At 70.8% G+C, this 20,286-nt stretch carries 32 protein-coding genes; 12 read left to right on the top strand and 20 right to left on the bottom strand.

The genetic code is table 11. The features are described from left to right. Positions 1-62: 62 nt before the first annotated feature. Complete coding sequence (locus tag STVA_RS04675; protein ID WP_123689732.1) at positions 63-629, top strand: hypothetical protein; 567 nt, start codon at positions 63-65, stop codon at positions 627-629. On the opposite strand, the gene STVA_RS04670 is transcribed toward STVA_RS04675, so the two are convergent. Beyond that, entirely contained in the window at positions 626-2,158 is a 1,533-nt protein-coding gene (locus STVA_RS04670) for a phage portal protein (protein ID WP_123689733.1), read from the bottom strand. The genes STVA_RS04675 and STVA_RS04670 overlap by 4 nt on opposite strands. An 87-nt stretch (positions 2,159-2,245) precedes the next feature. On the opposite strand from STVA_RS04670, the gene STVA_RS04665 reads away from it, so the two are divergent. After that, positions 2,246-3,547: a protein NO VEIN domain-containing protein gene (locus STVA_RS04665; RefSeq protein WP_123689734.1), complete on the top strand. Its 1,302-nt coding sequence runs from the start codon at positions 2,246-2,248 to the stop codon at positions 3,545-3,547. On the opposite strand, the gene STVA_RS04660 is transcribed toward STVA_RS04665, so the two are convergent. The 15 genes from STVA_RS04660 to STVA_RS04600 form a co-directional block, all read right to left on the bottom strand. After that, positions 3,542-3,751 carry a phage head-tail joining protein gene (locus STVA_RS04660; RefSeq protein WP_123689735.1) on the bottom strand — a complete coding sequence of 70 codons (210 nt, stop codon included), beginning with the start codon at positions 3,749-3,751 and terminating at the stop codon, positions 3,542-3,544. The genes STVA_RS04665 and STVA_RS04660 overlap by 6 nt on opposite strands. 5 nt (positions 3,752-3,756) lie before the next feature. Then, the gene (locus tag STVA_RS04655) at positions 3,757-5,739 is read right to left on the bottom strand and encodes a phage terminase large subunit family protein (protein WP_123689736.1); all 1,983 of its coding nucleotides are present in this window, start codon (positions 5,737-5,739) and stop codon (positions 3,757-3,759) included. Next, entirely contained in the window at positions 5,723-6,337 is a 615-nt protein-coding gene (locus STVA_RS04650; RefSeq protein WP_142235654.1) for a hypothetical protein, read from the bottom strand. The genes STVA_RS04655 and STVA_RS04650 overlap by 17 nt, the downstream gene beginning before the upstream one ends. A 251-nt stretch (positions 6,338-6,588) precedes the next feature. After that, positions 6,589-7,101 carry a hypothetical protein gene (locus STVA_RS04645; RefSeq protein WP_123689738.1) on the bottom strand — a complete coding sequence of 171 codons (513 nt, stop codon included), beginning with the start codon at positions 7,099-7,101 and terminating at the stop codon, positions 6,589-6,591. A gap of 308 nt (positions 7,102-7,409) precedes the next feature. Beyond that, on the bottom strand, positions 7,410-8,918 hold the full coding sequence (locus STVA_RS04640; RefSeq protein WP_123689739.1) for a DNA primase family protein: 1,509 nt from the start codon (positions 8,916-8,918) through the stop codon (positions 7,410-7,412). A 3-nt stretch (positions 8,919-8,921) separates the two neighbouring features. Then, entirely contained in the window at positions 8,922-9,416 is a 495-nt protein-coding gene (locus STVA_RS04635) for a hypothetical protein (protein ID WP_123689740.1), read from the bottom strand. Continuing rightward, the gene (locus STVA_RS04630) at positions 9,413-10,489 is read right to left on the bottom strand and encodes a DUF7146 domain-containing protein (RefSeq protein WP_170216458.1); all 1,077 of its coding nucleotides are present in this window, start codon (positions 10,487-10,489) and stop codon (positions 9,413-9,415) included. Before STVA_RS04630 ends, STVA_RS04635 begins: the two co-directional genes overlap by 4 nt. Beyond that, the gene (locus tag STVA_RS27525) at positions 10,486-10,857 is read right to left on the bottom strand and encodes a hypothetical protein (RefSeq protein ID WP_170216459.1); all 372 of its coding nucleotides are present in this window, start codon (positions 10,855-10,857) and stop codon (positions 10,486-10,488) included. The genes STVA_RS04630 and STVA_RS27525 overlap by 4 nt, the downstream gene beginning before the upstream one ends. A 53-nt stretch (positions 10,858-10,910) precedes the next feature. Beyond that, the gene (locus tag STVA_RS04625) at positions 10,911-11,483 is read right to left on the bottom strand and encodes a hypothetical protein (protein ID WP_123689742.1); all 573 of its coding nucleotides are present in this window, start codon (positions 11,481-11,483) and stop codon (positions 10,911-10,913) included. Then, positions 11,480-11,839, bottom strand: coding sequence for a hypothetical protein (locus STVA_RS04620; RefSeq protein ID WP_142235653.1), 360 nt, complete (start codon positions 11,837-11,839; stop codon positions 11,480-11,482). The genes STVA_RS04625 and STVA_RS04620 overlap by 4 nt, the downstream gene beginning before the upstream one ends. A gap of 14 nt (positions 11,840-11,853) precedes the next feature. Further along, the gene (locus STVA_RS27520; RefSeq protein WP_170216460.1) at positions 11,854-12,021 is read right to left on the bottom strand and encodes a hypothetical protein; all 168 of its coding nucleotides are present in this window, start codon (positions 12,019-12,021) and stop codon (positions 11,854-11,856) included. After that, positions 12,018-12,572 (bottom strand): phosphohydrolase, encoded by a 555-nt coding sequence (locus tag STVA_RS04615; protein ID WP_123689744.1) that lies wholly within the window; start codon positions 12,570-12,572, stop codon positions 12,018-12,020. The genes STVA_RS27520 and STVA_RS04615 overlap by 4 nt, the downstream gene beginning before the upstream one ends. A 436-nt stretch (positions 12,573-13,008) precedes the next feature. Beyond that, positions 13,009-13,452: a hypothetical protein gene (locus tag STVA_RS04610; protein WP_123689745.1), complete on the bottom strand. Its 444-nt coding sequence runs from the start codon at positions 13,450-13,452 to the stop codon at positions 13,009-13,011. Further along, positions 13,449-13,655 (bottom strand): hypothetical protein, encoded by a 207-nt coding sequence (locus tag STVA_RS04605; protein ID WP_123689746.1) that lies wholly within the window; start codon positions 13,653-13,655, stop codon positions 13,449-13,451. The genes STVA_RS04610 and STVA_RS04605 overlap by 4 nt, the downstream gene beginning before the upstream one ends. Next, the gene (locus STVA_RS04600) at positions 13,655-13,879 is read right to left on the bottom strand and encodes a carph-isopro domain-containing protein (protein WP_123689747.1); all 225 of its coding nucleotides are present in this window, start codon (positions 13,877-13,879) and stop codon (positions 13,655-13,657) included. The genes STVA_RS04605 and STVA_RS04600 overlap by 1 nt, the downstream gene beginning before the upstream one ends. Before the next feature lie 82 nt (positions 13,880-13,961). Between STVA_RS04600 and STVA_RS04595 the strand changes: the two genes are divergently transcribed. Continuing rightward, positions 13,962-14,690, top strand: coding sequence for a LexA family transcriptional regulator (locus STVA_RS04595; RefSeq protein ID WP_170216461.1), 729 nt, complete (start codon positions 13,962-13,964; stop codon positions 14,688-14,690). A gap of 19 nt (positions 14,691-14,709) precedes the next feature. On the opposite strand, the gene STVA_RS04590 is transcribed toward STVA_RS04595, so the two are convergent. The 3 genes from STVA_RS04590 to STVA_RS04580 form a co-directional block, all read right to left on the bottom strand. Beyond that, positions 14,710-15,168, bottom strand: coding sequence for a zinc ribbon domain-containing protein (locus STVA_RS04590; protein ID WP_123689749.1), 459 nt, complete (start codon positions 15,166-15,168; stop codon positions 14,710-14,712). 5 nt (positions 15,169-15,173) lie between these two features. Then, complete coding sequence (locus tag STVA_RS04585) at positions 15,174-15,491, bottom strand: hypothetical protein (RefSeq protein ID WP_123689750.1); 318 nt, start codon at positions 15,489-15,491, stop codon at positions 15,174-15,176. 149 nt (positions 15,492-15,640) lie between these two features. Further along, the gene (locus STVA_RS04580; RefSeq protein ID WP_123689751.1) at positions 15,641-15,886 is read right to left on the bottom strand and encodes a hypothetical protein; all 246 of its coding nucleotides are present in this window, start codon (positions 15,884-15,886) and stop codon (positions 15,641-15,643) included. 87 nt (positions 15,887-15,973) lie between these two features. On the opposite strand from STVA_RS04580, the gene STVA_RS04575 reads away from it, so the two are divergent. Genes STVA_RS04575 through STVA_RS04540 form a run of 8 tightly spaced genes read left to right on the top strand, consistent with a single transcriptional unit; the run spans position 15,974 to position 19,429 of the window. Next, on the top strand, positions 15,974-16,390 hold the full coding sequence (locus STVA_RS04575; RefSeq protein WP_123689752.1) for a hypothetical protein: 417 nt from the start codon (positions 15,974-15,976) through the stop codon (positions 16,388-16,390). Further along, positions 16,390-16,641, top strand: a complete 252-nt coding sequence (locus tag STVA_RS04570; protein ID WP_123689753.1) for a hypothetical protein — start codon at positions 16,390-16,392, stop codon at positions 16,639-16,641. Before STVA_RS04575 ends, STVA_RS04570 begins: the two co-directional genes overlap by 1 nt. Beyond that, on the top strand, positions 16,638-16,922 hold the full coding sequence (locus STVA_RS04565) for a hypothetical protein (protein WP_123689754.1): 285 nt from the start codon (positions 16,638-16,640) through the stop codon (positions 16,920-16,922). Before STVA_RS04570 ends, STVA_RS04565 begins: the two co-directional genes overlap by 4 nt. Beyond that, a complete protein-coding gene (locus tag STVA_RS04560; protein WP_142235652.1) occupies positions 16,919-17,368 on the top strand; it encodes a hypothetical protein in 450 nt (149 codons plus the stop codon). Before STVA_RS04565 ends, STVA_RS04560 begins: the two co-directional genes overlap by 4 nt. Beyond that, on the top strand, positions 17,365-17,715 hold the full coding sequence (locus STVA_RS04555) for a hypothetical protein (RefSeq protein ID WP_123689756.1): 351 nt from the start codon (positions 17,365-17,367) through the stop codon (positions 17,713-17,715). Before STVA_RS04560 ends, STVA_RS04555 begins: the two co-directional genes overlap by 4 nt. 33 nt (positions 17,716-17,748) lie before the next feature. After that, on the top strand, positions 17,749-18,681 hold the full coding sequence (locus STVA_RS04550) for a DUF2303 family protein (protein WP_123689757.1): 933 nt from the start codon (positions 17,749-17,751) through the stop codon (positions 18,679-18,681). Then, positions 18,681-18,962, top strand: coding sequence for a hypothetical protein (locus tag STVA_RS04545; RefSeq protein ID WP_142235651.1), 282 nt, complete (start codon positions 18,681-18,683; stop codon positions 18,960-18,962). Before STVA_RS04550 ends, STVA_RS04545 begins: the two co-directional genes overlap by 1 nt. Next, the gene (locus tag STVA_RS04540) at positions 18,959-19,429 is read left to right on the top strand and encodes a hypothetical protein (RefSeq protein ID WP_123689759.1); all 471 of its coding nucleotides are present in this window, start codon (positions 18,959-18,961) and stop codon (positions 19,427-19,429) included. Before STVA_RS04545 ends, STVA_RS04540 begins: the two co-directional genes overlap by 4 nt. Before the next feature lie 47 nt (positions 19,430-19,476). Here the strand turns inward: STVA_RS04540 and STVA_RS04535 are convergent, their stop codons facing one another. Then, a complete protein-coding gene (locus STVA_RS04535) occupies positions 19,477-19,767 on the bottom strand; it encodes a DUF1488 family protein (protein WP_123689760.1) in 291 nt (96 codons plus the stop codon). Between the two features lie 116 nt (positions 19,768-19,883). On the opposite strand from STVA_RS04535, the gene STVA_RS04530 reads away from it, so the two are divergent. Continuing rightward, positions 19,884-20,264, top strand: a complete 381-nt coding sequence (locus STVA_RS04530) for an ASCH domain-containing protein (protein WP_123689761.1) — start codon at positions 19,884-19,886, stop codon at positions 20,262-20,264. Positions 20,265-20,286: the final 22 nt, after the last annotated feature.

Genomic DNA, 20,286 nt, shown 5'->3' with positions numbered 1-20,286 from the left:
CCGATAAGGTCGCGCCCCGGACCTACATGGACGGGCCGGCATGGAGCCGGGCGGGGGCGGAAATGGACGACGACAGGACCTGGCGCGAAATCGTCGTGATGATCCTGTTCGCGACGCTCGGGCTGGGCTTCCCGGACATCGACCACCTGTTCCTGTCCTGGCTGCACCATCGCTCGATCGTCACGCACAGCGTGCTGATCCCCCTGCCCTTCCTCCTGGCGCGCAACGAGGCGGTGCGGGCGGGGGCGGCCGGGTTCCTGGTCGGCGTCTCGATCCACCTGGCGGCCGACATCCTGTCGCCAGCCAAGGGCTTCGGCACGGTGTGGCTGCCCTGGCCGATCAAGGCTTCGCTCGGCCCGCTGTCGCCGATGTGGATCGCGGCCAACTCCGGGGTCGCAATGGTCTGTTCGCTGCACGCCATGCAGGGGTTGAAGCTGCGGCACGCGACCGGGATCTTCGGGCTCCTATCCTTCGGCCTGGCGGCGGCCTACGCCACGCTGCACGAGCGCAAAGGGATGGCGTTCCTGGCCTTCCTTGTCGTCTTCGTGCTCGCCTTTGCCTTCGAGTGGTGGATGGCCCGCCAGCGTCGATCGGCAACGGCGGAAGCGCGTGACCGGGAAGCCCGCTAGGCCGCCTCCCGCGCACCCTTTTCGTCGTCGTCCTCGCCCTTGACCGGCGAACCGGCGGCGGCACCGGGCAACTGCACCGCGCGCAGGCCGAGGCGATCGGCGCGCTCCTGGTCCTCGGCGATGCGCTGGTCGACCTCTTCCGGGTCGTAGCCCTCGTCGGCGATGACGAAGGAGCGGGGCTTGAAGAGGTTGTCGACGGCGAGCTTCTCGGCCTGGCGGTCCTTCAGCGGGTCGACCCAGTCCCACTTGCGCGGGATCCATTCGACCTCCCAGGGCTCGCGGTCGGCGAGCTGCCGCTGGGTGAACTCGAGCGCGCCGGACAGCACACCCTGGGCGAGCCAGGCGTCCCACACCGGCTGACACAGCAGGAAGACGTAGACCGCGAACTGGAGCTGCTCGGCCTCCCGCCGGAACTCGACCAGGGCGGCGCGCTGGGACGAATAGTTGACCTTGGTGACGTCACCGGTGACGGCGGCGTAGGGCAGGCCCAGGCCGGCGGCGATCGCCAGCAGGGTGCGGTACTGGAAGGCCTCGTAGCTGCCGCCGACCTCGGACGGCTCGGCGAACTTGATGTCCTCGCCCGGCAGCAGCTTCTGCAGGGTGCCGGGCTGCATGCCGGCGATGGCCACGCCGTTCTCGTCGGCACCCTCGTTCGGCAGGGCGCCGTCGCCGGTGTCGGCCTCGGTGATGAAGCCGGCGAAGAGCGCCGTGGTCGCCTTGCGGTCGAGCTCGGCATCGTCGTAGCGGTCCAGCACGAACGCCTTCACCATGGCGGCGACGGGCGGCGGCTCGCCCCGGATCTGGCCCGGCTCCTCGGCGTCGAAGACGTGGATCATCTCCTCGGCCGGGACACGCGAGAACAGCTCGAAGCCGGCCGGCAGCGTGGCGTCGGTCGGGTCACGCCGGTAGACCCAGTAGGCGACGCGACGGCCGGCCGGGTCGAACTCGATGCCGCAGCGGATGCAGTTGCCGTTGGCCAGGGCCTCGGTCTTGTCGAGCGGCACCATCTCGGCCCGCAGCACCTGGAGGCGCATCGGGATCTCCATGCCCGACCGGCGCGCCTCGGCCGCCGACAGGTAGACCAGGCGGACGAAGCACTCTCCGGCGGTGAAGATCGCGCCCACCACCAGGCGCTGGATGCCGTAGAAATCCATCCGGCCGTCATGGTCGGCCTTCCTGATCCAGCGCGACCAGGCGCGGCGCAGGCGGGCGCGGCGCTTCGGGTCGTCGGCCAGGCCGGGCGACGGCATGATGCCGGTGCCGATCAGATTCGAGCGGTAGGAGGCGCGGCCGCGGCGCAGGTAGGGGTTGGACCGCACCATCTGGCGCAGGCGGTTGCGCAGGGTCGGACCGGCGTTGGCCAGCAGGGCGTTGACGTGGGCCGAGGTCGCCGTCCAGGAGCGCAGACGGCGCGACGACTGGGCGCCCTCGTAGGCCTGGTTGCGGACGACGAGGCGCGCCGAGGCGCCCGACAGATCGCCCGCGGCGACGCGGATGCGGGGTTTCGCTGCATCGGTAACTGCTACCATTGCGTTCGCCCCCCTGCTTCCAGTTCAATTGGTGGCCATGCCGGCAACGCGGTGCCGTTTCGGCGATCGCTGGCTTTCGGAGTTTCCATGACCGCCCTCCTGCTCACCTGGACCCAACGCGGCTGGCCTTACGACGATGTCAGGCGCATGGTCCGCGACTTCAAATCCGGCGAACTCGTTGAGCCGTGGCGTATCCAAGCGTTCCGCCAAGCATTTGACGGCCAGCGGGCATTTTTGCTGCGGCAAGGCGGAAACAACGGAATTTTCGGTGTCGGCACCGTGGTTGGGGAACCCTACCGCGATCCAACCCTCCCGGCCGGAACGGGGCCGATGATGGTGAACGTCCGCTTCAGTCGCTTCGTCGATCCCTGCCAGACCACCCTGTTGACGCGCGAACAGATCGGCGACGTTCTCCGACCGGAGCAAATCGCTGCGCAGGCGAGCGGCTTTACCCTAAGCGACGACCAGGCAGAAGCATTGGACGCATTGCTGGCCACGACACAGACTACCGACCTTGGCGGTAGCGGTGATTGGACGCCAGCCGAAATGAATGCCGCGATCGACAGCTACCTTCAGATGCTGCGTAAAGAGCTCGCCGGCGAGAGCTACTCCAAGACCGAATATCGCCTTGCACTCGCTGGTACGATTGCCCGACCGGAAGGCGCGATAGAGCGCAAACACCAGAACATCTCAGCAATACTTTCGGAACGGGGTCTGCCGTGGATACGCGGGTATCTACCATCAGCGCACTACCAGCAGTCGTTGACCGTCCTGCTCCTGGAGGCGCTCGCCGGATTGTCTCCGATTGGCGCCGTGGACGAGGTACCACAGCCCAAGTTGCTGTCGTTCGACGAACTGATCGTGCCGCCGCCCCAACTGCCGCCCCGTAGCCCCACTCGCGGAAACACCAGAACTGCTGCACCAGGGACGCTCGCCCAGCGCGAGGCTATGAACCGGACTTTGGGTCGTGCCGGTGAAAAATACATCCTCGAAGTCGAGCAACAGCGCCTGCGGGCAGCCGGACGACCAGACCTTGCCGCACGCGTTCGCTGGGTGTCAGAGCTGGACGGCGATGGCGCAGGCTACGACATATCTTCGTTCAGCAACGAGGGCCAACCGCTCAGGATCGAGGTGAAGACGACGCTACAGAATATTAACACGCCGTTTTACCTGACAGCCCACGAGCTTCGTACTGCGGCCGAACTCGAAGGTACCTACAGGCTGTTCCGCCTCTTCAACTTCGGCAAGGCGCCAAGAATGTATCAACTTAGCGGACCACTCGAGTCCGCGCTGAACCTAAGCCCGATACTCTACCGCGCCGACCCGACCTGCATACCCGGACCAGAACACCAGCCGGGTCCGCCGGACGCAGATGCATTCGGATTATAGTCCCTTCCCGTCCTGATAGAGCCGATATTGGCGGACCCGCAGGGTGCCGGACGCACCCGCCAACTCTGCCTCGATTCGCGCGATCGCCCGCTCCATCTCCGCACCCGAGCGGTACTCGACCCAGCGATCCTCATGGCGGATGCGCATGACGCCGGAGGCGTAGGCGGCTTTCAGCTCGTCGAGCTGGGCTTGCGTCCAGGCCATGGCCCCTACCCTCCGACGTAGCTGGACTGGATGATGCGGCGCGGGCTCGGCCGCGCCGGGACGGGGGCCGAGACGCGCGGCGGGGCGCCGGCCGGGGCGGCACCGTCGAGCGGCAGTTCGGCCTGGGGCGGGCGGACGCTGCCGCGCATTTCGATCAGGGCGGCCCACACCGCCAGGTCGTTGTAGAGGACGCCGAGGCGGCGGGCCGCGCGGTGGAAGGCGGCCATGGCGTAGATGCGGGCGTCGAGATAGTGGTTGTCGCCTGAGACCTTCCATTCCTGCTTCAGGCGGCCCTTCACCTCGCGCTCGATCAGGCTTTCGGCGGTCTGCTGCTGGAAGAAGCCGTCCGGGTGCAGGGTCGAATAGTGGCAGTAGCCGGCCGGCCATTCCTCGGCACCCGGTGCCGGGCCGGGCTTGCGGAGCTGGGCGTAGAATTCGGACTTCAGGTTCCAGGTGTAGACGGGCCACAGCAGGACGCCCTTGGCGATCTTCTTGCCGCGGTAGTTCACCATCTGCGGCGTCGCTTGGCCGAGCACGGCGCGGTCCCAGCCGTCGGTGCCCTTCACCGCCATGACCCGCGGCCGGGCGCGGGCCCAGGAATAGACCTGCTGGGTGGCGTAGCCGGCATCGATCGCCAGCATGTCGCAGCCGATGCGGTTGCCGCCGGCGGTCGGCCAGGTGCGCTGGTAGACCTCGTCCAGTGCTGCCCAGACGGCGCCCGTCGAGGGGTCCTCGTCGGTGTCGCCCTCGATGTAGCCGAAGTCGATCGACCAGCTCGTCTTGCCCGGCCCCCAGGCCACCACCTCGAAGTAAAGGCCGCGCTTCTGCACGTCGATGCCGATGGTGACGAGGGCGGCGCCCACCGGCAGGATGCCGATCGGGTAGTCCTCGGCCCGCTTCTTCAGCCCCTCCCACTCCGGCGCGTCGCCCTTTTCTTCCCAGGCTTCGCCCAGCCACAAGTTGACGAACGTCTTCAGCAGGTGGGGATCGTCGCGGGCGGCCACGAACTCCTCGGCGACCTTGTCCCACGACACGAAGGGCGAATAGAGGGCGTTCAGGGCGAAGCCGGGCTGGCGGCCGGGGCCGGGGCTGGTGGCGAGCCAGGCGCCCTTCGCCAGCATCTGGCGCTTCTCGTGGTGGTCGATGAGCGAGCCGCAATCCTCGCAGGCGTAGCGGGCCTGGAAGGGGGGCGTGGGGTCGAAGCGCAGGCCGCCGCGGCCCTCGGTGTCGGGGCGGAAGCGCAGGTGCTGGCGCCAGCCGCAGTGCGGGCAGGGCACCAGGTAGCGACGCTGGTCGGAGGCCTCCCACGCCTTGGTGACGCGGCAGGCGCCCTTCACGGTGGGCGTCGAGACCTGCACGGACTTGGCCGTGCCGGTGTCCTCGTAGGCGATCTGGCGGGCGTCGGCCATCTTGTCCGGGTCGCCCTGGCCGTCGACATCCTGCGGCCAGTCCGACCAATCGTCCTTCACGACGTAGCGGATGGAGCGCTGGCGGAGCGCCCGTGTGCTGTTCGCCCCGGTCACGATGATGAAGCCGCCGGGGAAGCGCTTGCGCTTCATGGTCGAGCCGCGGCTGTCGCGGCTGTTGCCGTCGGCGACGCGATCGCGCAGGCGGCGGGTCGCCTGGATGGCGGCGTCGAACTTCTCGGCCGTCCAGTCCTTGCCGGCCTCGACCGTGGGATGCACCACCAGCGTCGGGCCGGGGGCGGTGTCGATGACGGTGCCGAGGAAGTTGGTGATGAGCTCGCTACCGCCGATCTGGGCGGACTTGATCAGGGTGACGCGGCGGGCCGGGTGGCTGGGCGAGGCCAGGCGCATCGGCTCGACCAGGTAGGGCGTCGTCGCGTTGCGCCAGCGGCCGGGGATGGGCGAGGTCTCCTCCGGAATGCGGCGGTGCTGCTCGGCCCATTCGGCGACGGTGACGATCGGGTCCGGGCGCAGGCCGCGCGACCAGGCGACGTGGACGGTGGACTTAGCGGATGCCAGCATCGTCCCCTCCCCCGTCGTCCTCGTCGTTCGCCGCGGCCTCGTGGGCGTGGGCGTCGGCGGCGTCCGCCAGCAGCTCGTCGATCGCCACCAGCAGGATGGCGCGGATCTCGGTCTCGTTCGTCTCGACCGCCAAGCGGCCGGAAACCTTTGCCGGCAGGCGGCGGAGCGCGTCCCGGGTCATGCGGGCGGCGGTTTCCTCGCGGTGGCGGACGGCGGCGGCGTCGACCAGGCGGCCCTCGGCCTCGTCGTTCTCGCGCTTGAGCTTGCGGCGCTGTTCGCGGGCCACTTCCTTGCGCAGGGCGACAAGGCTTTCGTCGCCCTCGGCCTCGGCATCCTCGGCCGGGACGGCGGCGGGCGGCGGCTGGAGCAGCGGGTCTTCGTCGGTCGCCCGCTCGCGCCGGGCCTGGAGCTGCGCGTCGGCGACCACGCGGTCGATGCGGCCGTCGGGCAGGAGTGCGGGACGGGTCAGCTTCTCGTCGCGGATCAGCTTCGAGATGTAGGGCGCCGAGCAGCCGCGGTGGCGGGCGTACTCGGCCTTGGAGACGATGCGCGGCGGCCCCGGCTGGGGCATCGCTGCCGCGGCGGGGTTAACCTGCATCGCTTAACCTCCTAACCCCGGCTTAACCCAACTATTCAGCCCGACACTGGCGCAAACCCGCGGCTCCGGCACCCGTGTTGCGCGGGGCGCGGAAAGGACCCGGATGGGGGGTGGCGGCATCGGTCGGCCGGGGCCGGCGATGGGTGGGCCGGACGCGCGTGCGGCCGGGGATGGTGGTCCCCGGCCGCAGGTAGCGCGAAATCTTACCCACCTTCGCGGCTTGACTTCGCAAAGTCAAGCGCATTCGTGACTTAGCCCCACGGGCGTTCCGGCGCCGCTGGCCCGGTGACGCGCCAGGTGGCGAGCCGGGCCAGCGCCGGCAGCAACTCCATCAGGCCGAGGCGCCATTCGCGGTAGTCGCGGCGGTCGCCGGCATAGTCCTCGTCGAAGCCGCGGTAGCGCACGGCGCACCAGATGGGATGGCGCCGCTTGTCGTACTCGATCTCAATCCTCGGCCGCCCGTCGCGGAACTGGCCGACGATCACCGGCTCGCACCGCGGGCGGTTGCCGGCATAGACCTGCGGCCGGGTGCCGGCCTTGGAATGGGCGATTACCAGTCGCATCCGCCAGTCCGGCAGCCGCAGCACGGCATCGTGGATCGCCTCGGCGTCCGGGTGCAGTTGGCAGGACGCCCGCCCGCCGCCATCGACCCGGCAGGCCGAGTACGGGTCGCCGCCGCCGCCGACGCCGCCTGCCCGCGCCTCGACCCACGTCACCCGCTGTTCCTGGTAGGCCCAGGCCAGCACCGCCTCGACGTCGCCCACCCGCCGGACACCGGCCGCGGGACCAACGGGACCAACGGGACGAACCGCTTTCGCTTCCTCCCGTGCCCTAACCCTTTCAACTTGCACTGCTTTTCTCCTTTTTGGGAGGAACGGGAGTAAGAAAGACAGATGAAGGGGCTACGCGCGCCCTCCCCCCTCATGTGTAGGGAGGTTCCGCCCTTGCTCCCGTTCCTCCCGCCTCGTCGCAATATCAATGACTTGGTTGGGGAGTGGCGCGGGAGGAACGGGAGGAAACGGGAGCGGCCTACGGCCCGGAGGGGGCGCGGGGGAGGGCCCGGCCCCGGCGATCAGTCGTCATAGGGCGGCTGCCATTCCGCCCGCAGCGTGATGCCGCGGTAGATGATGATGGAGCTCTTGCCCCGCACGATGCCGCGATCGCCCAGCGTGCGGCCGAAGGTGCGCATGTGCAGCGGCTCTTGGGCGTTGCGGGTGCACCAGCGCTGATAGGCGCGGTAGAGGTCGGCCGCGGTCACCGAGGCGGACGGCATCGCCATGGTGACATCGCCCAGGAACTCGCCGATCGGGTCCTGGTCCTGGCGATAGCTGTCGGTGGCCGCCAGCACTGCCTCGGGTGCCGCCAGGCCCGTCTCCTTCCAGACCCGCAGCCCATCCAGCATCCAGTTGAGGATGCCCGGCGCCTCCTCCCGCAGCAGGCGGAGATGGAGGTCCGGGATGCGATCGTCCTTGGGGATGATGACGGGCCAGGGCACCAGGCGCAGGCGCCGCCACATGCCCTCGTCCTCGGTCGGCACCTGCGGCCGCCGGTTGAAGGACATGATCACCTTGAATTGCACGTCGAGCTCGAAGAACGGCTTGTTCAGCTCGCGCACGAGCATCGGCTCGCCCGAGGCCATGCTCTTGATGGCCGACGTCGACAGCCGCCGTTTCTTCTCGGGCTCGGCCGCGAACACCACGCGCACGCCGGTCAGGCGCGACAGCTCGGGCGCCGCTTGGCTGCCGCTGCGGCCGCGTTCATCTTCCAGCAGCGTCTCGACCGGCAGCGTGCCGGCATAGTCGCCCAGCACCCCGCGGATGAGGTTGACGAAGGTCGACTTGCCGTTGGCCCCCTCGCCCAGGAAGAGGAAGGCGCACTGCTCGCCCGTGGTGCCGGTCAAGGCGTAGCCCGCCGCCCGCTGCATGAAGAGGCGGATCTCCGGGTCGGGCTGCATGTGCTGCAGCCACGCCATCGTCTTGGGGCAGGTCGCCTCCCGGTCGTAGGCGACGGGGGCGGACCGCGTCGTCAGGTCGTCGCGCCGGTGCTCGCGAAAGGCGATGCCGCCATCGGCCGAAGCCGCGGTCGACCGCAGCTCGAGCGTGCCGTTGGCGACGGGCAGGATCCAGGCGTCGGCATCGAGCGCCCTGGGCGCGATCGTCAGCCGATGCTCCATCACCCGCAGCATGCCGTTGAGCCGTCGCACGTCCCCCGTCGCCACCGCCCAGGCGAGATGCGCACCCTGCTCTTTCGCCGGCCACACGGTATCGTCCGCCGGGTAGCGCGTCGGGTCCTGCCGGGCTGCCAGCTCGGCATTGATGAGCTCGGCCGTGCGCTGCACGATCAGGTTCGCCAGTTGCGTCCCGCGCTCCAGCGACCAGTGCGTGCCGATCCAGGCGAGCCACCCCATCTCGGGGCAGAAGATCAGGTCCCGCCCGAATCGGCCGATGGCCCTCTCGGCATTTCCCATGTCGTTGCGCGGCAGGCCGCCCAGCAGCCAATCCAGCGCCGGGTCATCGGCCGGGGTTGGTGGGGGCGTCCCGACGGCCGGCCGGGCGTCGGGCATCAGACCAGCGCTGGACATGGGTCAGGTGGCCGGCGAGCGGGACGCCAGCCATTCTAGTCGGCTGACTTCGCCAGCCACGAGCATCTCGTCAGCCGCGCGGAAGATGTCTGAGGGGCTTCGCAGGCAGCGTAGAGGAACGAGATTATCGGTGCCCGGATCCCATTCGCAGTAGTGCCAGAACACGATCTCACGGAGCGCTTCCCAAGCCGTTTCCTCCGACCACTCGGACTCTTCTCCGCCGCTCATGGCGCCCACCATGATCGTCCCCTTTCGGGGGTGGTCGGGTGGCGCGTGAAAAATCCAGCCGTTGCCATCCCGCGCCGGCGTCTTGAACTCTCTCTGGCGCCAGACCTCAGCGTGCACGGATCGCGTGCGCTCGAAGTGTTTGCGCGCCGTGATCAGCAGGCCGGTGTAGTTCTCCCCGCGCTCGGCCCGGAACTGCTGCCGGTGATCGGTGAGATGGGGCAGCAGCGGGGCCGCGCGCCTCGACAGTTTCTTCAGGATGCGCAGGTTCACGGATCCCTCCCCAGCATGTCGTTGAAGTCCCCGCCGGCATCCGGCCACACCGCCGTCACCCGCCGCCCGCCGCGCTGCCAGCGGCGGATCGCCCGCTCGATCAGGGCGGCCTGGGACGGCCGGTCGCCGTCGCCGTCGGCGAGGATGACGACGTGGCGCACCTCGGGCGGCAGGACGATGCCCGGCCGGCCGAGGTCGGGCGTGTGCGAGGGCAGGCGGACGCCGGGCTTGGTCGGGTGCGCCGGCCCCTGGTCGCCCGGCAGGCCGGCGCCGGCGATGGCACCCAGCGATCCCGCCGCCCACACCGGGATGCCCGCCGGCAGGCCCGCGAGGGCCGGCCGCTGCATCACGCTGAGGGCCGTCTCGATCCCCTCGGCCACGCCCAGCAGGCCGGTCTCCCGGTCGATCGGCGCCAGGCGGATGGACGAGCCGCCCGCCAGCCCCAGCATCATCTTGGGCCGGGCGACCTCGGCCTTGCCGCTGCCATCGGGCCGCAGGAACGTGCGGTGGACGGCGTTGATCCGCCGGTCCGGCCCCGCCATCGCCGCCACCATCGCCGGCAAGCTGCAACCGGCGTCGGCACTCCACAGCCCGGGATGGAAGCGCAGCGTGTCCGGCGGCGGCAGGGTGATCCCGCGCGCCGCCAGGTAGGCGACGACGGGGGTGCCCGCCGCCGGCACCGCCTGGTGCCAGATGGCGAGCGCCATCGCCCGGCGCTTGGCCTCGTCGTCGACCCGCTCGGCCGCCTGTTCTGCCAGCGGCGGCGGCAGGCGAGAGGCACCGATCCGGGGTGCCGCCCCGCCCGCCATCTCCTCCAGCACCCGCACGGCGGCCGCGAAGTCCAGCCCGTCGATCGCCTGGAGCCACGACAGGTGGTCGCCCTTGGCGTCGCACCCGAAGCACTTGTAGAAGCCCTTGCCGTCGACCTTGAAGGACGGCGTCTTGTCCTGGTGGAACGGGCACTTGCCCACCCACTCCCCGGCGCGGCGCAGCTTGAGCGCCACCCGCTGCCCGATCAGACCGTCGAGGGGCACGGCCGCCTTCAGCGCGGCCAGGTCCACCAGGCCGGTCACAGTGCCGCCCACGCCGCCGACGACGCGCGATCGACATGCGTCGCGGCCGGCGCCACGCGCCCGTAGACGCCGGCCTCGCGGTCCGCGACCTCCTGGTCGAATCGCGCCTCGGCCGGCCATGGCGCCAGCTGGCGCGGCACCGCGTCGGCCACCGCCGCGTCGTAGCGCGGCACCTCGACCGCGCGCAGCGGCACGCCCGCCGCCACCAGTATGCGCCGCACCCGGTCGTTGGCGACCCGGGTCGCCTTGCCGCGCATCAGCCCTGCCCGCTCCGCCACCGAGGTGACGGACATCCCCTCGTCGCGGTAGAGCCGCACGACGAGCGCCTGCACCGCCGGGTCCCGCTCCAGCACATCGGGCTCGGCCACAATCGGCCGCTCTCTCGGTTCCACTCGCATCGCGATGCCCCCCCTTGATGGACCTACGGCAGCCAGCCCAGGACGGGCGGGCCGGCATGCGCCGGGTCCCAGACGAACCAGGCAAAGGCGATCATTCCGCCGTTGGCCATCGCCTCCCCGTTCCGGGCGAGCGCCACGCGAGACGAGAAGACCCAGACGCGCGCGATCGGCGTGCCCTGGAACAGCCGGCGCCGGGCGATGCCTTCGAGGAAGGCCAACCGCAGGAACATCGCGACCTTGCCGGGCACGCGGCCCAGCGCGTGGCGGATGAAGGGTTCGGCCAGCTTGAAAGGCGGGTTGGTGACGATGCAGTCGGCCCGCGTGCGGTAGTCGAGCAGGAAGTCCACACCCACCTGGCCGAAGCCGCGGTCGATCAGGTCGCTGGAGACAACCTCCAGCCCCCGCGCCTGCAGCACGCGCGTGATCGCCCCGTCGCCGCAGGCCGGCTCCCACACCAGGCCCGAGAAGTCCTCGACCGCCAGCAAGGCCTCGGTGGCCGATGGCGGCGTCGGGTAGAAGTCGTCGCGCGGGCGGTTCACGGCATCCGGGATGATGCCCCGCACCCACTTCTGGCTGCCGGACAGGACGTCCGTCATGCCGCGTGCTTCCGCCGGCGATCGTCGTGGCCCGGCAGTTTCAGCCGGCAGGCCTGCACCCGGATCGAGCGCTCGCCGCGGCCGAGCAGGCGGCCGATGCCGGCTGACGACAGCCCGTCGCGGCGCGCCGGCTCCAGGAAAAGGAACTCGGCCGGCTGCCAGATCGCCCCGTCGCGTTGCACGGGGAACAACCGCAAGTCGTTGATTTCCCCGGCCTCGGCGGAAACGTGGTGGGCTGCCAACCAGCCCTCGATCCAGCAGGCCATCTGTCGATGGGCGGCCGCCGGACAGTGCAGCACCGGCAACCCCTGCCCGCGCGCCTGACGCCCCGCCCAGTAGGCGGCCAGCTCGGCCATCGTCGCCTGGCGCCTCATCGGGCGAGCCCCAGCAGGCGCAGGCCGGCCAGCAGCACGGCCACCGCTGCGAGCCACGCGGCACCCCGCCGCCCGGCCCGCTCCATCGCGGCGAACCGGCGGTCGCGCCGGCGGGCCGCGGCCGCGCGGGCGGCGTCGGCCAGGTAGCGGTCGGTGCAGTTCATCGGCCGGCCTCCGAGTAGCCGGTGTGGAGGCGCTCAAAGAAGGCAAGCCAAGTCGTCCGGGCGCACTTCGGTGACCAGCACTCGATCTCGCACCCGATCGGCAGCCCGACCGGCAGCAGCGCGTCGGCGTCATGCGCCGGCAGCAGCGCCTGCGCCTCGTCGATCAGGATGGCCGCATCCACGACCCGCACTTCCGCCGGCAGCACCGGCGGCAGGCAGAAGCGTTCGGCGACCGCCGCGAACACGGCCCGCTCCACGGCGGCATGATCGGGCAGCAGCCGGCCCAGCGGCGCCGTGACATCGCCGACGTAGGCTTCCGCCGCGTCGTGCAGCAGCGCCCACAGATGCAGATCCAGCCGCTTCGGCCACCGGTTTTCGACCGCGGTCGCCACCAGCACCGAATGCTCGGCCACGGAATAGAAGTCCCGAACATGCCCGCCCCAGCGGCAGATCATCGCCAGGGCGTGGGCGATGTCCTCCGGCTCGATGTCGGCCGCACACGGCTCGGACAGGCAGAAGCGCCGGCCGCTGCTGGTCGGAATCCAGATCACCGGCCACCTCCAGAAAAGGCGCGGCCGGTGCCGGCGCTACCCGGCGCCGGCCGCGAGGCTGGGGAGGAAACGCCCGAGCGTGGGCGGCCGGCCTTCCACCGGCTGGGGATCGCATCGGCCTGCCAGCGATCCTCTGGGCGGGCTCGCACCGCCCCCGGCCTCTTTCGCGCCGGCATCGCAGCCGGCAGGCAGCCGTAGCCTGCGCACCGTTTCCCGTTTTCGTGGTCGACGGGGTGCGCACCAGTCACTCCACCTCGTGCCGCCGCGATCTGCGCAGCGGTGTCTCGGATCGTCGTCAGGTAGAGATGCGCGCCGGAGCGGCTTGCTCGGACTAGGGGCGATGCCCCTCCGGCGCGCGCGCCGTGGCCGGGAGGAAGCCGCCGCGCACGGGGGGCTGCGCGCAGCGGCTCGGCCGACGGCGTTTGGGAATGGTTGGTCACTGGCCCGGCTCCGCCAAGGCCAGCGCGATGCGGTCGAGCTTGGCCCGCACGTCGGCCAGCTGGTCGAGGATGCGGGCGCGGTCGACGCGGCAGACGACGCCGTCCGCCTCGGCCGCGCGATGCTCGGCCGCCAGCTCGCCGGTCTCGATCAGCAGCTGCACCAGCAGCGCGTCCATCGCCTCCATCAGGCCGCCGCCCGGCGGCATGCCAACCAGCAGCCGGTAGGCATCCAGCATCGGCGTGCCGAGGCCCTGCGCCCGCATCGCCCGGTCGAGCGCCAGGCAGACATCGACCGGCGGGTGGTCGGCCACGTCCGGGTCCGACCACTCGTGCAGCCGGCGCAGCGACTTGCCGGCGACGCCCGGCGCATCCGCGCCCAGCCCGCCGATGAGCTGCATCACGGCCTGCTTCAGCGAGCCCGCGGGGCGGAGCTTGGTCATCCCTGCCCCCGGCCGATCGCGCGCAGCCGCTCGACCAGCGGGTCGACGGGGCGCGGGGTCCGGCCCTCGTGGATGATGCGGCCGGTCTCGGCCAGCAGCGCCTGCCGCCGGGCGGCGATCTCCGCCGCGAAATTTGCCTGCGGTTCGCAACGGACAGGCGAGCGGTGCGGCGGCAGAATGCCGCCATGATCGGACGACGACATCACGCGGCCTCCGAGGTTGGGGCCGCCGCCTCCGGGTCGAAGAAGTCGGCCGGGGCGAGGTCGATGCCCTGGGCGCGGCCGGCCGCGATGATCTGGGGAATGCGCGGCGACGGCACGAAGCCGGTCTGCTTCCAGCCCTGGATCGTGCTGGCCCCGAGGTCGAGCGCCCGGGCCATTTTGCGGACCCCGCCGAAGCGGTCGATGATGGTTTGAACGGCAGCCATGTGCCCTTGTACCGAACTTCCGCACAACCAGCAACGGAATTTCCGCACTGACAGCGTGCGGGAATTCCGCACAATCCGCCGCATGGCAAAACAATCCGAGTCCGCACTGGCCCTGAAAGCCCTGCGCGAGCGGGCCGGCCTCACCGTCCGCGATGTCGCCCGCGAGCTCGGCAAGAGCCCCAGCGGGTACGCGTTCTACGAAAACGACTACAAGCGGCCCTACCTGCCGGCCGAACTGACCAAGCCGATGGCCGAGCTCCTCGCGGGCCTCGGCGAGCCGCCGATCACCAACGACGAGGTCATGGCGCTGTCCGGCCTGGTCACGCCGGATGGCGCGGAGGAGCGGGCACGCAAGCGGCGGCGTCCGCAGCCCGAGGTGCCCGAGGGGTTAGCCGGGGTTCCCGAACTCGATATCCGCGCCGGCGCGGGCGGTGTGCAGTTGAGCGAGGCGATGATCGACGATCCCGGCTCGCGCCTGTGGCAGCTGCCGGCGCCGATGCTGCAGGCGCAGACGACCGCGCCCATGGGCGCGCTTCGCATCATCAGCGTCTTCGGCGATTCGATGGAGCCGGAGTTTCCGCCCGGCACCAAGGTACTGGTCGACACCAGCGACACGGTGCCGACGCCACCCGGGGTGTTCGTGGTGTTCGACGGCCTGGGCCTGGCGCTCAAGCGGGTGCAGCACATCGCCTTCAGCGAGCCGCCGACGGTGCGCATCAGCTCCGACAACACGCGCTACGACAGCTACGAGCGCGCCATCGGCGAGGCCCATCTGCAGGGTCGCGTGATCGGCCTGTGGAAGTGGAAGTGACCCCGGTCGGCCGGGGGCGCTAGCCCTCGACGATCAGCCGCAGGGCGCCGCGCGGCAGCATCTGGGGGCCCGCCTTGTCGAATTCGACGGTGATGCCGAGTGGCGCAATCTCTCGCACCGTGCCGGCACCGAACCGCTGGCTGGAGACGCGCGAGCCGACCTGAAGCGGGAGCGGCGGATCATCGACCCGGGCGGGCGCCGCGCCCTCGTTCGGGCCGATGTCGCGCCCGCAATGGCGGCAGACGATCGCTTCCTTGCGCACCAATTCGGCGCAGTACGGGCAGCGGCGATGATCGCCGGTCGCCATCACCCGCTCGTCGGCCACCGCCGTCGGACGCGGCGTGAGCAGGATGTGAACCAGCGCGATCGGCCAGACGAGGACGCCGTAGAAAAACCAGGCGCCGGCACTGCGCCCCTTGGACGAGGCGATCATGGCGACGATCGCGCCCATGACCAGCCAGATGAGCAGCAGTTCCATCGCCGCTACCGCTCGAACCGAGCGCCGCCCGTCGACAGGCTGTAGACGAAATCGATGTAGGGCAGCCGGGCGATCGGCTTGTCAGGCCCCACGAAGGCCGCCAGGGCCATGCCGCGGCACAGCAGGCTGACGCCGCCCATCTTGCGCTGGCACAGCGCGTCCGGCCCGTCGAACAACTGCATCTTTCCCCGCCGCCAGACCACCAACGTCGCCCCCTCGGGCAGCGCGCCGATCGGCTGGATCGACACGAACGTCCATTGCGTGGCGACGAAGAGGCCGAAGGCGAGGCACCCCACCGCGAAGATCACCCCGAACGCCCGCATCCCGACCCCACGAAATGGCGAGAAACCTTGCCATTTCGCGGCCAGCACGCGCAACGGGCGGGGTGTGCGGAAATTCCGTTGCTGTTTGTGCGGAAGTTTAGTACATCGTTCCGCACACGGCCTGCGGAGCGAGCGCCTTGTCCGAGAATTCAGAACGCCAGCGGCGACCGCTGGCACAGATCGTAGGCGGTCGACGCGGCATCGGCGCCACCGCTGAGCCGGGGGTACGAGCCGATCGCCCGGTAGTAGGCGACGCCGCGGCCGACGCATTCGGCCCGCGCATCCATCGCCGCGAACTGCGGTGCCAGGGCGGGGCGCACGTCCTGCGGCTCGCGCGCGCCGGCCATCAGGGCCACCAGCGCGATCCCGCCCACCACCAGCATCAGCTTGCCCATCGGTCCCTCCCCTGCGGCCCGCACCCGTCGTGCGCGCCCGCAATTCAACCTATCCGGGTTTAACTGTCCAGCGTGGAGTGCGGAATAATGCAGATCGCCCCCCTCACCCTGTCGCCGCTGGAGGAGCTGCACCTCTCCCGCGACGGCCACATCCCCCAGGCGGACTACGAGGCCGCCCTGCTGGCCGAGGCCGACTGGCACCGCCGGCACGGTGGTGCCGCGGCCGCCAGCCCGGCGCCGGCACCGCCGCCGCTGCGGGGCGGCGAGGACGAGGTCGGCACGCTCGCCCGCGACATCGCCGCCCTGTATGCCGATCACGACGACTGCGTGACCGACGCCTACCTGATCGGCCTGGGCTGGACGCGCGAGCAGCTCGACCGCTGCCGCGAGGCCGCCTGCGCGATGGCCGCCCGCCTGCTGGATGCGGCGGCGCCGATCGAGATCGCCGCCCGGTCCCGCCCGCGCATCCGCGTGCCGGCCCGGCGGATGATGGACGCCGCCTGATGGTTGCCCTCGACCCCGCCAGCCTCGCCGGCTGGCCACCCGCACCCGGCCCCCGCGCCGACCGGACCCGGCCGCTCGACCGGCCCGACTGGCGCGCGATCGCCCGGCGGCTGGCCACCCGGGCGGCAGCCACGCTCGCCCGCCACGCCTGGCGCCTGCGCCTGGTGCTGGCCCTGACGGCGGCCTGGGCCGCCGGGGTGACGGTCGGCCGCGCCCTCCTCCTCCACCTGACCCAGATGGTGATGTCATGAGCAAGCGACGGCCCGCCCCGCCACCCGCCGACGCCGAGGGCGCCGAGCCCACGACCGCCGACACCCGGCTGAAGCGCGACAACGCGGCCCTGCACAGCCGTGTGCACGACCTCGAAGTCCGCCTCGGTCGGATGCTCGAAGAGAACCGCCGCCTGCGGCGGGAACTGCGGACGGCGGTGACCGGCGCAGGTCAGTCGGCCGGCGGCCTCGCGCTGGCAATCCAGTCGCTGGTCTCTGCCACCCTCCGCGAGGCCGGGGAAGACAGCGAGATCCCGTGGTGACCGCCGGCCTCCTCACCCTCGGCCCCGTCGTGTCGCTCGCGGTCGCGCGCGCGGCCCGCGGCCTGCCGCCGGCCGCAGCCGACGCCTCGATCGGCATCGGCGACCGCGTGCGGCTGCGCCGGCCGGGCATGCGGCCCGTCGCCGCCACCATCGCCCGGCGCCTGGCCGGCGGCGGGCTGGTCGTCACCCTCAGCGACGATGGCAGCGACCTGACGGTGCGCCGCGACCAAGTGGAGCGCCTGGCCCCGCTGGCCCGCGGCGACCGCGTGCAGCACCTGCCGACCGGCCAGTACGGCACGGTGACGGGCGGATGCTGGATGGCGCTGCAAGTCGCCTTCGATGCCGACGGCCTGGCGCCGGCGACCGTCGCCGCGCTCCGCGTCGACCTCCACCCCTGCGCCGGCCCCTGGCACGGCACCGACCCCACGCCCCCGGAGGCAGCATGAGCCAAGACCACATCCACACCTTCGCGCAGTTCATCGGCACCGCCGAGGATGGCGAACTCCACCAGGACCTGTCCGACCAGCTGGTCGAGATCGTAGCTGCGCTCGAGAACCACGTCCGCGACCGCGGGGGCAAGCCGTCGGCCACGCTGGCGCTGACCATCGGCTTCAAGCTGGACAACGGCCTGCTGGAAGTGCGGGCCGAATACAAGATCAAGCTGCCGAAGTCCGAGCGGGCCAAGTCCGTCTTCTGGACGACGCCCGAAAACCACCTGTCGCGCCGCAACCCGCGGCAACAGGAGCTGCCGCTGCGCAGCATCGACGACCGGCGGGAAGTCCGGTCCGTCTGACCACCCGCCCAACCCCAGGAGAAGACCACCAGGATGGCCGAACCCAACCATGCCGGCGACGTGCAGGCCGCACTCGCCTTTGCCAAGGATCACGTCCACGCCTACCCGCTGGGCCTGCAGAACGGCAGCACCGAGACGGCACAGGTCGTGGTCGTGCCCAGAGGCCTGGAGCTGAAAAGCACCAAGCCGTTCGTCGACGAGTGGCGCGGCGCGCCCGAGCGGCGGGCGGGCCAGGCGACGCTGCAGGACCTCGACAGCTTTATCGCATTGACCCTGCGCTTTCGCGACGACGGCTCGGCGCTGTTCGCCGACACCACGCCCGAGGCGCCTGGCCTGACGGCGGTCTTCGACTACCACCAGGCCGGGCCGGAGGGCGCGGCGCGATTCGGGCGGCACGGCGCCGTCTATCCCTTCCCCCTGTCCGACGAGTGGAAGGCCTGGGCCGAGAAGGACGAGGAGAAGATGAACCAGGCGGAGTTCGCCGAGTTCCTGGAGGACCGGATCGGCGACGTGCCGCCGCCGCCGGTCTTCACGGACGAGAGCGCCGACGCCGACCGGGTGACGCAGCTGGGCCGGCTGCTCGGCGGCACCTTCGCCTCGGCCCAGCGCCTGCTGGAGCTGTCGCGCGGGCTGAAGGTGGTGGAGAACGCACGGGTCAAGTCGGCGGTGAACCTGTCGACTGGCGAAGCGCAGATCGCCTACGAGAGCGACCACCGCGACGACGCGGGCGCGCCGCTGAAGGTGCCGAACCTCTTCTTGATCGGGGTGCCGGTGTTCCGCGGCGGCGCCCTCTACCGGGTGGGCGTGCGCCTGCGCTACCGCGTCGTCGGCGGCTCGATCTCCTGGCTCTACCAGCTCTACCGCGCCGACGTCGTGCTGGCCGATGCCGTCACCGAGGCCTGCGGCCGCGCCCAGTCGCAGACCGGCCTGCCGCTCTACAAGGGCCTGCCGGAGAAGGCAGCCTGATGGCCGCCGCTCCAGCAGGAAAGGGGGCGGCCGCCAGGCCGTCCCCACCCTTCGTGCCAGTCACGACCACCATCCCCGTCGACCTCGTCGTCGAGGTGCGCGACGACGGCGGCCACCAGGCGACGCTGCGCGTCGGCAGCCGCCTGCTGACGCACCTCGTCGACGACGTGCCGCGCGACCCGGAGACGCTGGGCCGCATCGTCCGCTGGTGGTTCGAGCACCCGGAGATCGTCGATTTCAACGCGCGCGACTGCCGCCGGGCGGCGGGGGTGGGGCGATGATGGCCGCCGACTACACCAGGACCGAGCGCGCGGCCCATGCCAACGCCGTGATCGAAGAGATCGCCAAGGTCGGTCGCCGGTTCTTCTGGAGCGAAGAGCACCAGCGCGTCAGCCGGTTCGACTTCGATACCGGCGGTCGCCTGATCCTGGTCGACCGCGAGACAGGGCGGAACGTCCACGTCACGCAGCGGGAAGGCTGGCATAACTTTTCCGAGGGCGGCACCCTCCGCGCCGTCGTCGAGGCCCTGGCGGGCTACATCCGCGAGGGCGTGCAGATTAATCCGCGCTACTTCGGGCCCTGGCCAGCCTACATCTGCGACGGCGACCTGTGGGGCTACGGCGAGGCGATGGCACCCCTGCGGGCAGCCCTAGCTGCCAATCCAGCGCTGCGGCCGTCGCGATGCCCCACCCCCACGAGCTCGTCATCGACAACTTGGCCGGCGGCGGCCGAAAAGGAGGCATCGTGACCGACGCCTTGCTCAGGTCGGAGTGGGTCGGCCGAAGGCCGAGCTACTCAGACCGGCAGTACGATCGGCCCGTCGTCGTTGAAGTCACCAGAATCAAGATTGATACGGTCCGTGTTCATCCACCGGCCGGCGTCGATCTTGTCGGCCGCAGCCGCTTGGATCCGCGCTTCATTCTCGCGGTAAGTGGCGAGCAGGTCCCCCATGGCGCCGAACACCTGTTGCAGTGCGTCCTCAGAGATGAGGCAGGTAATCGACCGCCCGTCGTCAGTCGCCCTGAAAGTCACGCCGGGCGGGTCCTCGCTGGGAGCAGGGGCCAGATCAGGGGGAAACTCCAGCATCGTCACCTCTCAAGTTGGACAGTCGGCCAGCGCGCTCGTGCCGACACCTCGGTCCAAATGCCAACGCGGGAACGGACGTTTTCGATGCCGCGTCCCGCCTCTCCATGGGTGAACGCATGAAGGCCCTTTCCATCCAGCAACCCTGGGCGTGGCTGATCAGCCACGGCCACAAGCGCGTCGAGAACCGCAGCTGGTACACCGGCTACCGCGGCCCGCTGCTGATCCACGCCGGCCTACGGGTCGACCAGGACGGGTACGAGTGGGTGGCGGAGACCTTCCCCGGCATCGCGCTGCCCGGGCCGAAGACGATCGCCCGCGGTGGCATCGTCGGCCAGGCCCGCCTGATCGCCTGCGTCAACCAGCGCGCGGACGACCCCTGGTTCTTCGGCCCCTGGGGCTTCGTCCTGACAGATGTCGCGGCCCTGCCCTTCCGCCCCTGCCGCGGCCAGCTCGGCATCTTCGACGCGCCGCCCGAGGCGGCATCGGCCGCCGCATGACAACCGCCCGCCGCCACCCGGA

Source organism: Stella humosa, assembly GCF_006738645.1.
Lineage (GTDB): Bacteria > Pseudomonadota > Alphaproteobacteria > ATCC43930 > Allostellaceae > Allostella > Allostella humosa.
Note: the sequence above shows the minus strand (reverse complement) of the source record. Positions and strands in the feature narration are given on the sequence as shown.

Bases quoted from the DNA above. Each gene is read 5' to 3' on its own strand.
- STVA_RS04675 (WP_123689732.1), top strand. From the start codon at position 63: ATGGACGACGACAGGACCTGGCGCGAAATCGTCGTGATGATCCTGTTC.
- STVA_RS04670 (WP_123689733.1), bottom strand. From the start codon at position 2,158: ATGGTAGCAGTTACCGATGCAGCGAAACCCCGCATCCGCGTCGCCGCG.
- STVA_RS04665 (WP_123689734.1), top strand. From the start codon at position 2,246: ATGACCGCCCTCCTGCTCACCTGGACCCAACGCGGCTGGCCTTACGAC.
- STVA_RS04660 (WP_123689735.1), bottom strand. From the start codon at position 3,751: ATGGCCTGGACGCAAGCCCAGCTCGACGAGCTGAAAGCCGCCTACGCC.
- STVA_RS04655 (WP_123689736.1), bottom strand. From the start codon at position 5,739: ATGCTGGCATCCGCTAAGTCCACCGTCCACGTCGCCTGGTCGCGCGGC.
- STVA_RS04650 (WP_142235654.1), bottom strand. From the start codon at position 6,337: ATGCAGGTTAACCCCGCCGCGGCAGCGATGCCCCAGCCGGGGCCGCCG.
- STVA_RS04640 (WP_123689739.1), bottom strand. From the start codon at position 8,918: ATGTCCAGCGCTGGTCTGATGCCCGACGCCCGGCCGGCCGTCGGGACG.
- STVA_RS04625 (WP_123689742.1), bottom strand. From the start codon at position 11,483: ATGACGGACGTCCTGTCCGGCAGCCAGAAGTGGGTGCGGGGCATCATC.
- STVA_RS04620 (WP_142235653.1), bottom strand. From the start codon at position 11,839: ATGGCCGAGCTGGCCGCCTACTGGGCGGGGCGTCAGGCGCGCGGGCAG.
- STVA_RS27520 (WP_170216460.1), bottom strand. From the start codon at position 12,021: ATGAACTGCACCGACCGCTACCTGGCCGACGCCGCCCGCGCGGCCGCG.
- STVA_RS04610 (WP_123689745.1), bottom strand. From the start codon at position 13,452: ATGACCAAGCTCCGCCCCGCGGGCTCGCTGAAGCAGGCCGTGATGCAG.
- STVA_RS04605 (WP_123689746.1), bottom strand. From the start codon at position 13,655: ATGTCGTCGTCCGATCATGGCGGCATTCTGCCGCCGCACCGCTCGCCT.
- STVA_RS04600 (WP_123689747.1), bottom strand. From the start codon at position 13,879: ATGGCTGCCGTTCAAACCATCATCGACCGCTTCGGCGGGGTCCGCAAA.
- STVA_RS04595 (WP_170216461.1), top strand. From the start codon at position 13,962: ATGGCAAAACAATCCGAGTCCGCACTGGCCCTGAAAGCCCTGCGCGAG.
- STVA_RS04590 (WP_123689749.1), bottom strand. From the start codon at position 15,168: ATGGAACTGCTGCTCATCTGGCTGGTCATGGGCGCGATCGTCGCCATG.
- STVA_RS04585 (WP_123689750.1), bottom strand. From the start codon at position 15,491: ATGCGGGCGTTCGGGGTGATCTTCGCGGTGGGGTGCCTCGCCTTCGGC.
- STVA_RS04580 (WP_123689751.1), bottom strand. From the start codon at position 15,886: ATGGGCAAGCTGATGCTGGTGGTGGGCGGGATCGCGCTGGTGGCCCTG.
- STVA_RS04575 (WP_123689752.1), top strand. From the start codon at position 15,974: ATGCAGATCGCCCCCCTCACCCTGTCGCCGCTGGAGGAGCTGCACCTC.
- STVA_RS04570 (WP_123689753.1), top strand. From the start codon at position 16,390: ATGGTTGCCCTCGACCCCGCCAGCCTCGCCGGCTGGCCACCCGCACCC.
- STVA_RS04565 (WP_123689754.1), top strand. From the start codon at position 16,638: ATGAGCAAGCGACGGCCCGCCCCGCCACCCGCCGACGCCGAGGGCGCC.
- STVA_RS04555 (WP_123689756.1), top strand. From the start codon at position 17,365: ATGAGCCAAGACCACATCCACACCTTCGCGCAGTTCATCGGCACCGCC.
- STVA_RS04550 (WP_123689757.1), top strand. From the start codon at position 17,749: ATGGCCGAACCCAACCATGCCGGCGACGTGCAGGCCGCACTCGCCTTT.
- STVA_RS04545 (WP_142235651.1), top strand. From the start codon at position 18,681: ATGGCCGCCGCTCCAGCAGGAAAGGGGGCGGCCGCCAGGCCGTCCCCA.
- STVA_RS04540 (WP_123689759.1), top strand. From the start codon at position 18,959: ATGATGGCCGCCGACTACACCAGGACCGAGCGCGCGGCCCATGCCAAC.
- STVA_RS04535 (WP_123689760.1), bottom strand. From the start codon at position 19,767: ATGCTGGAGTTTCCCCCTGATCTGGCCCCTGCTCCCAGCGAGGACCCG.
- STVA_RS04530 (WP_123689761.1), top strand. From the start codon at position 19,884: ATGAAGGCCCTTTCCATCCAGCAACCCTGGGCGTGGCTGATCAGCCAC.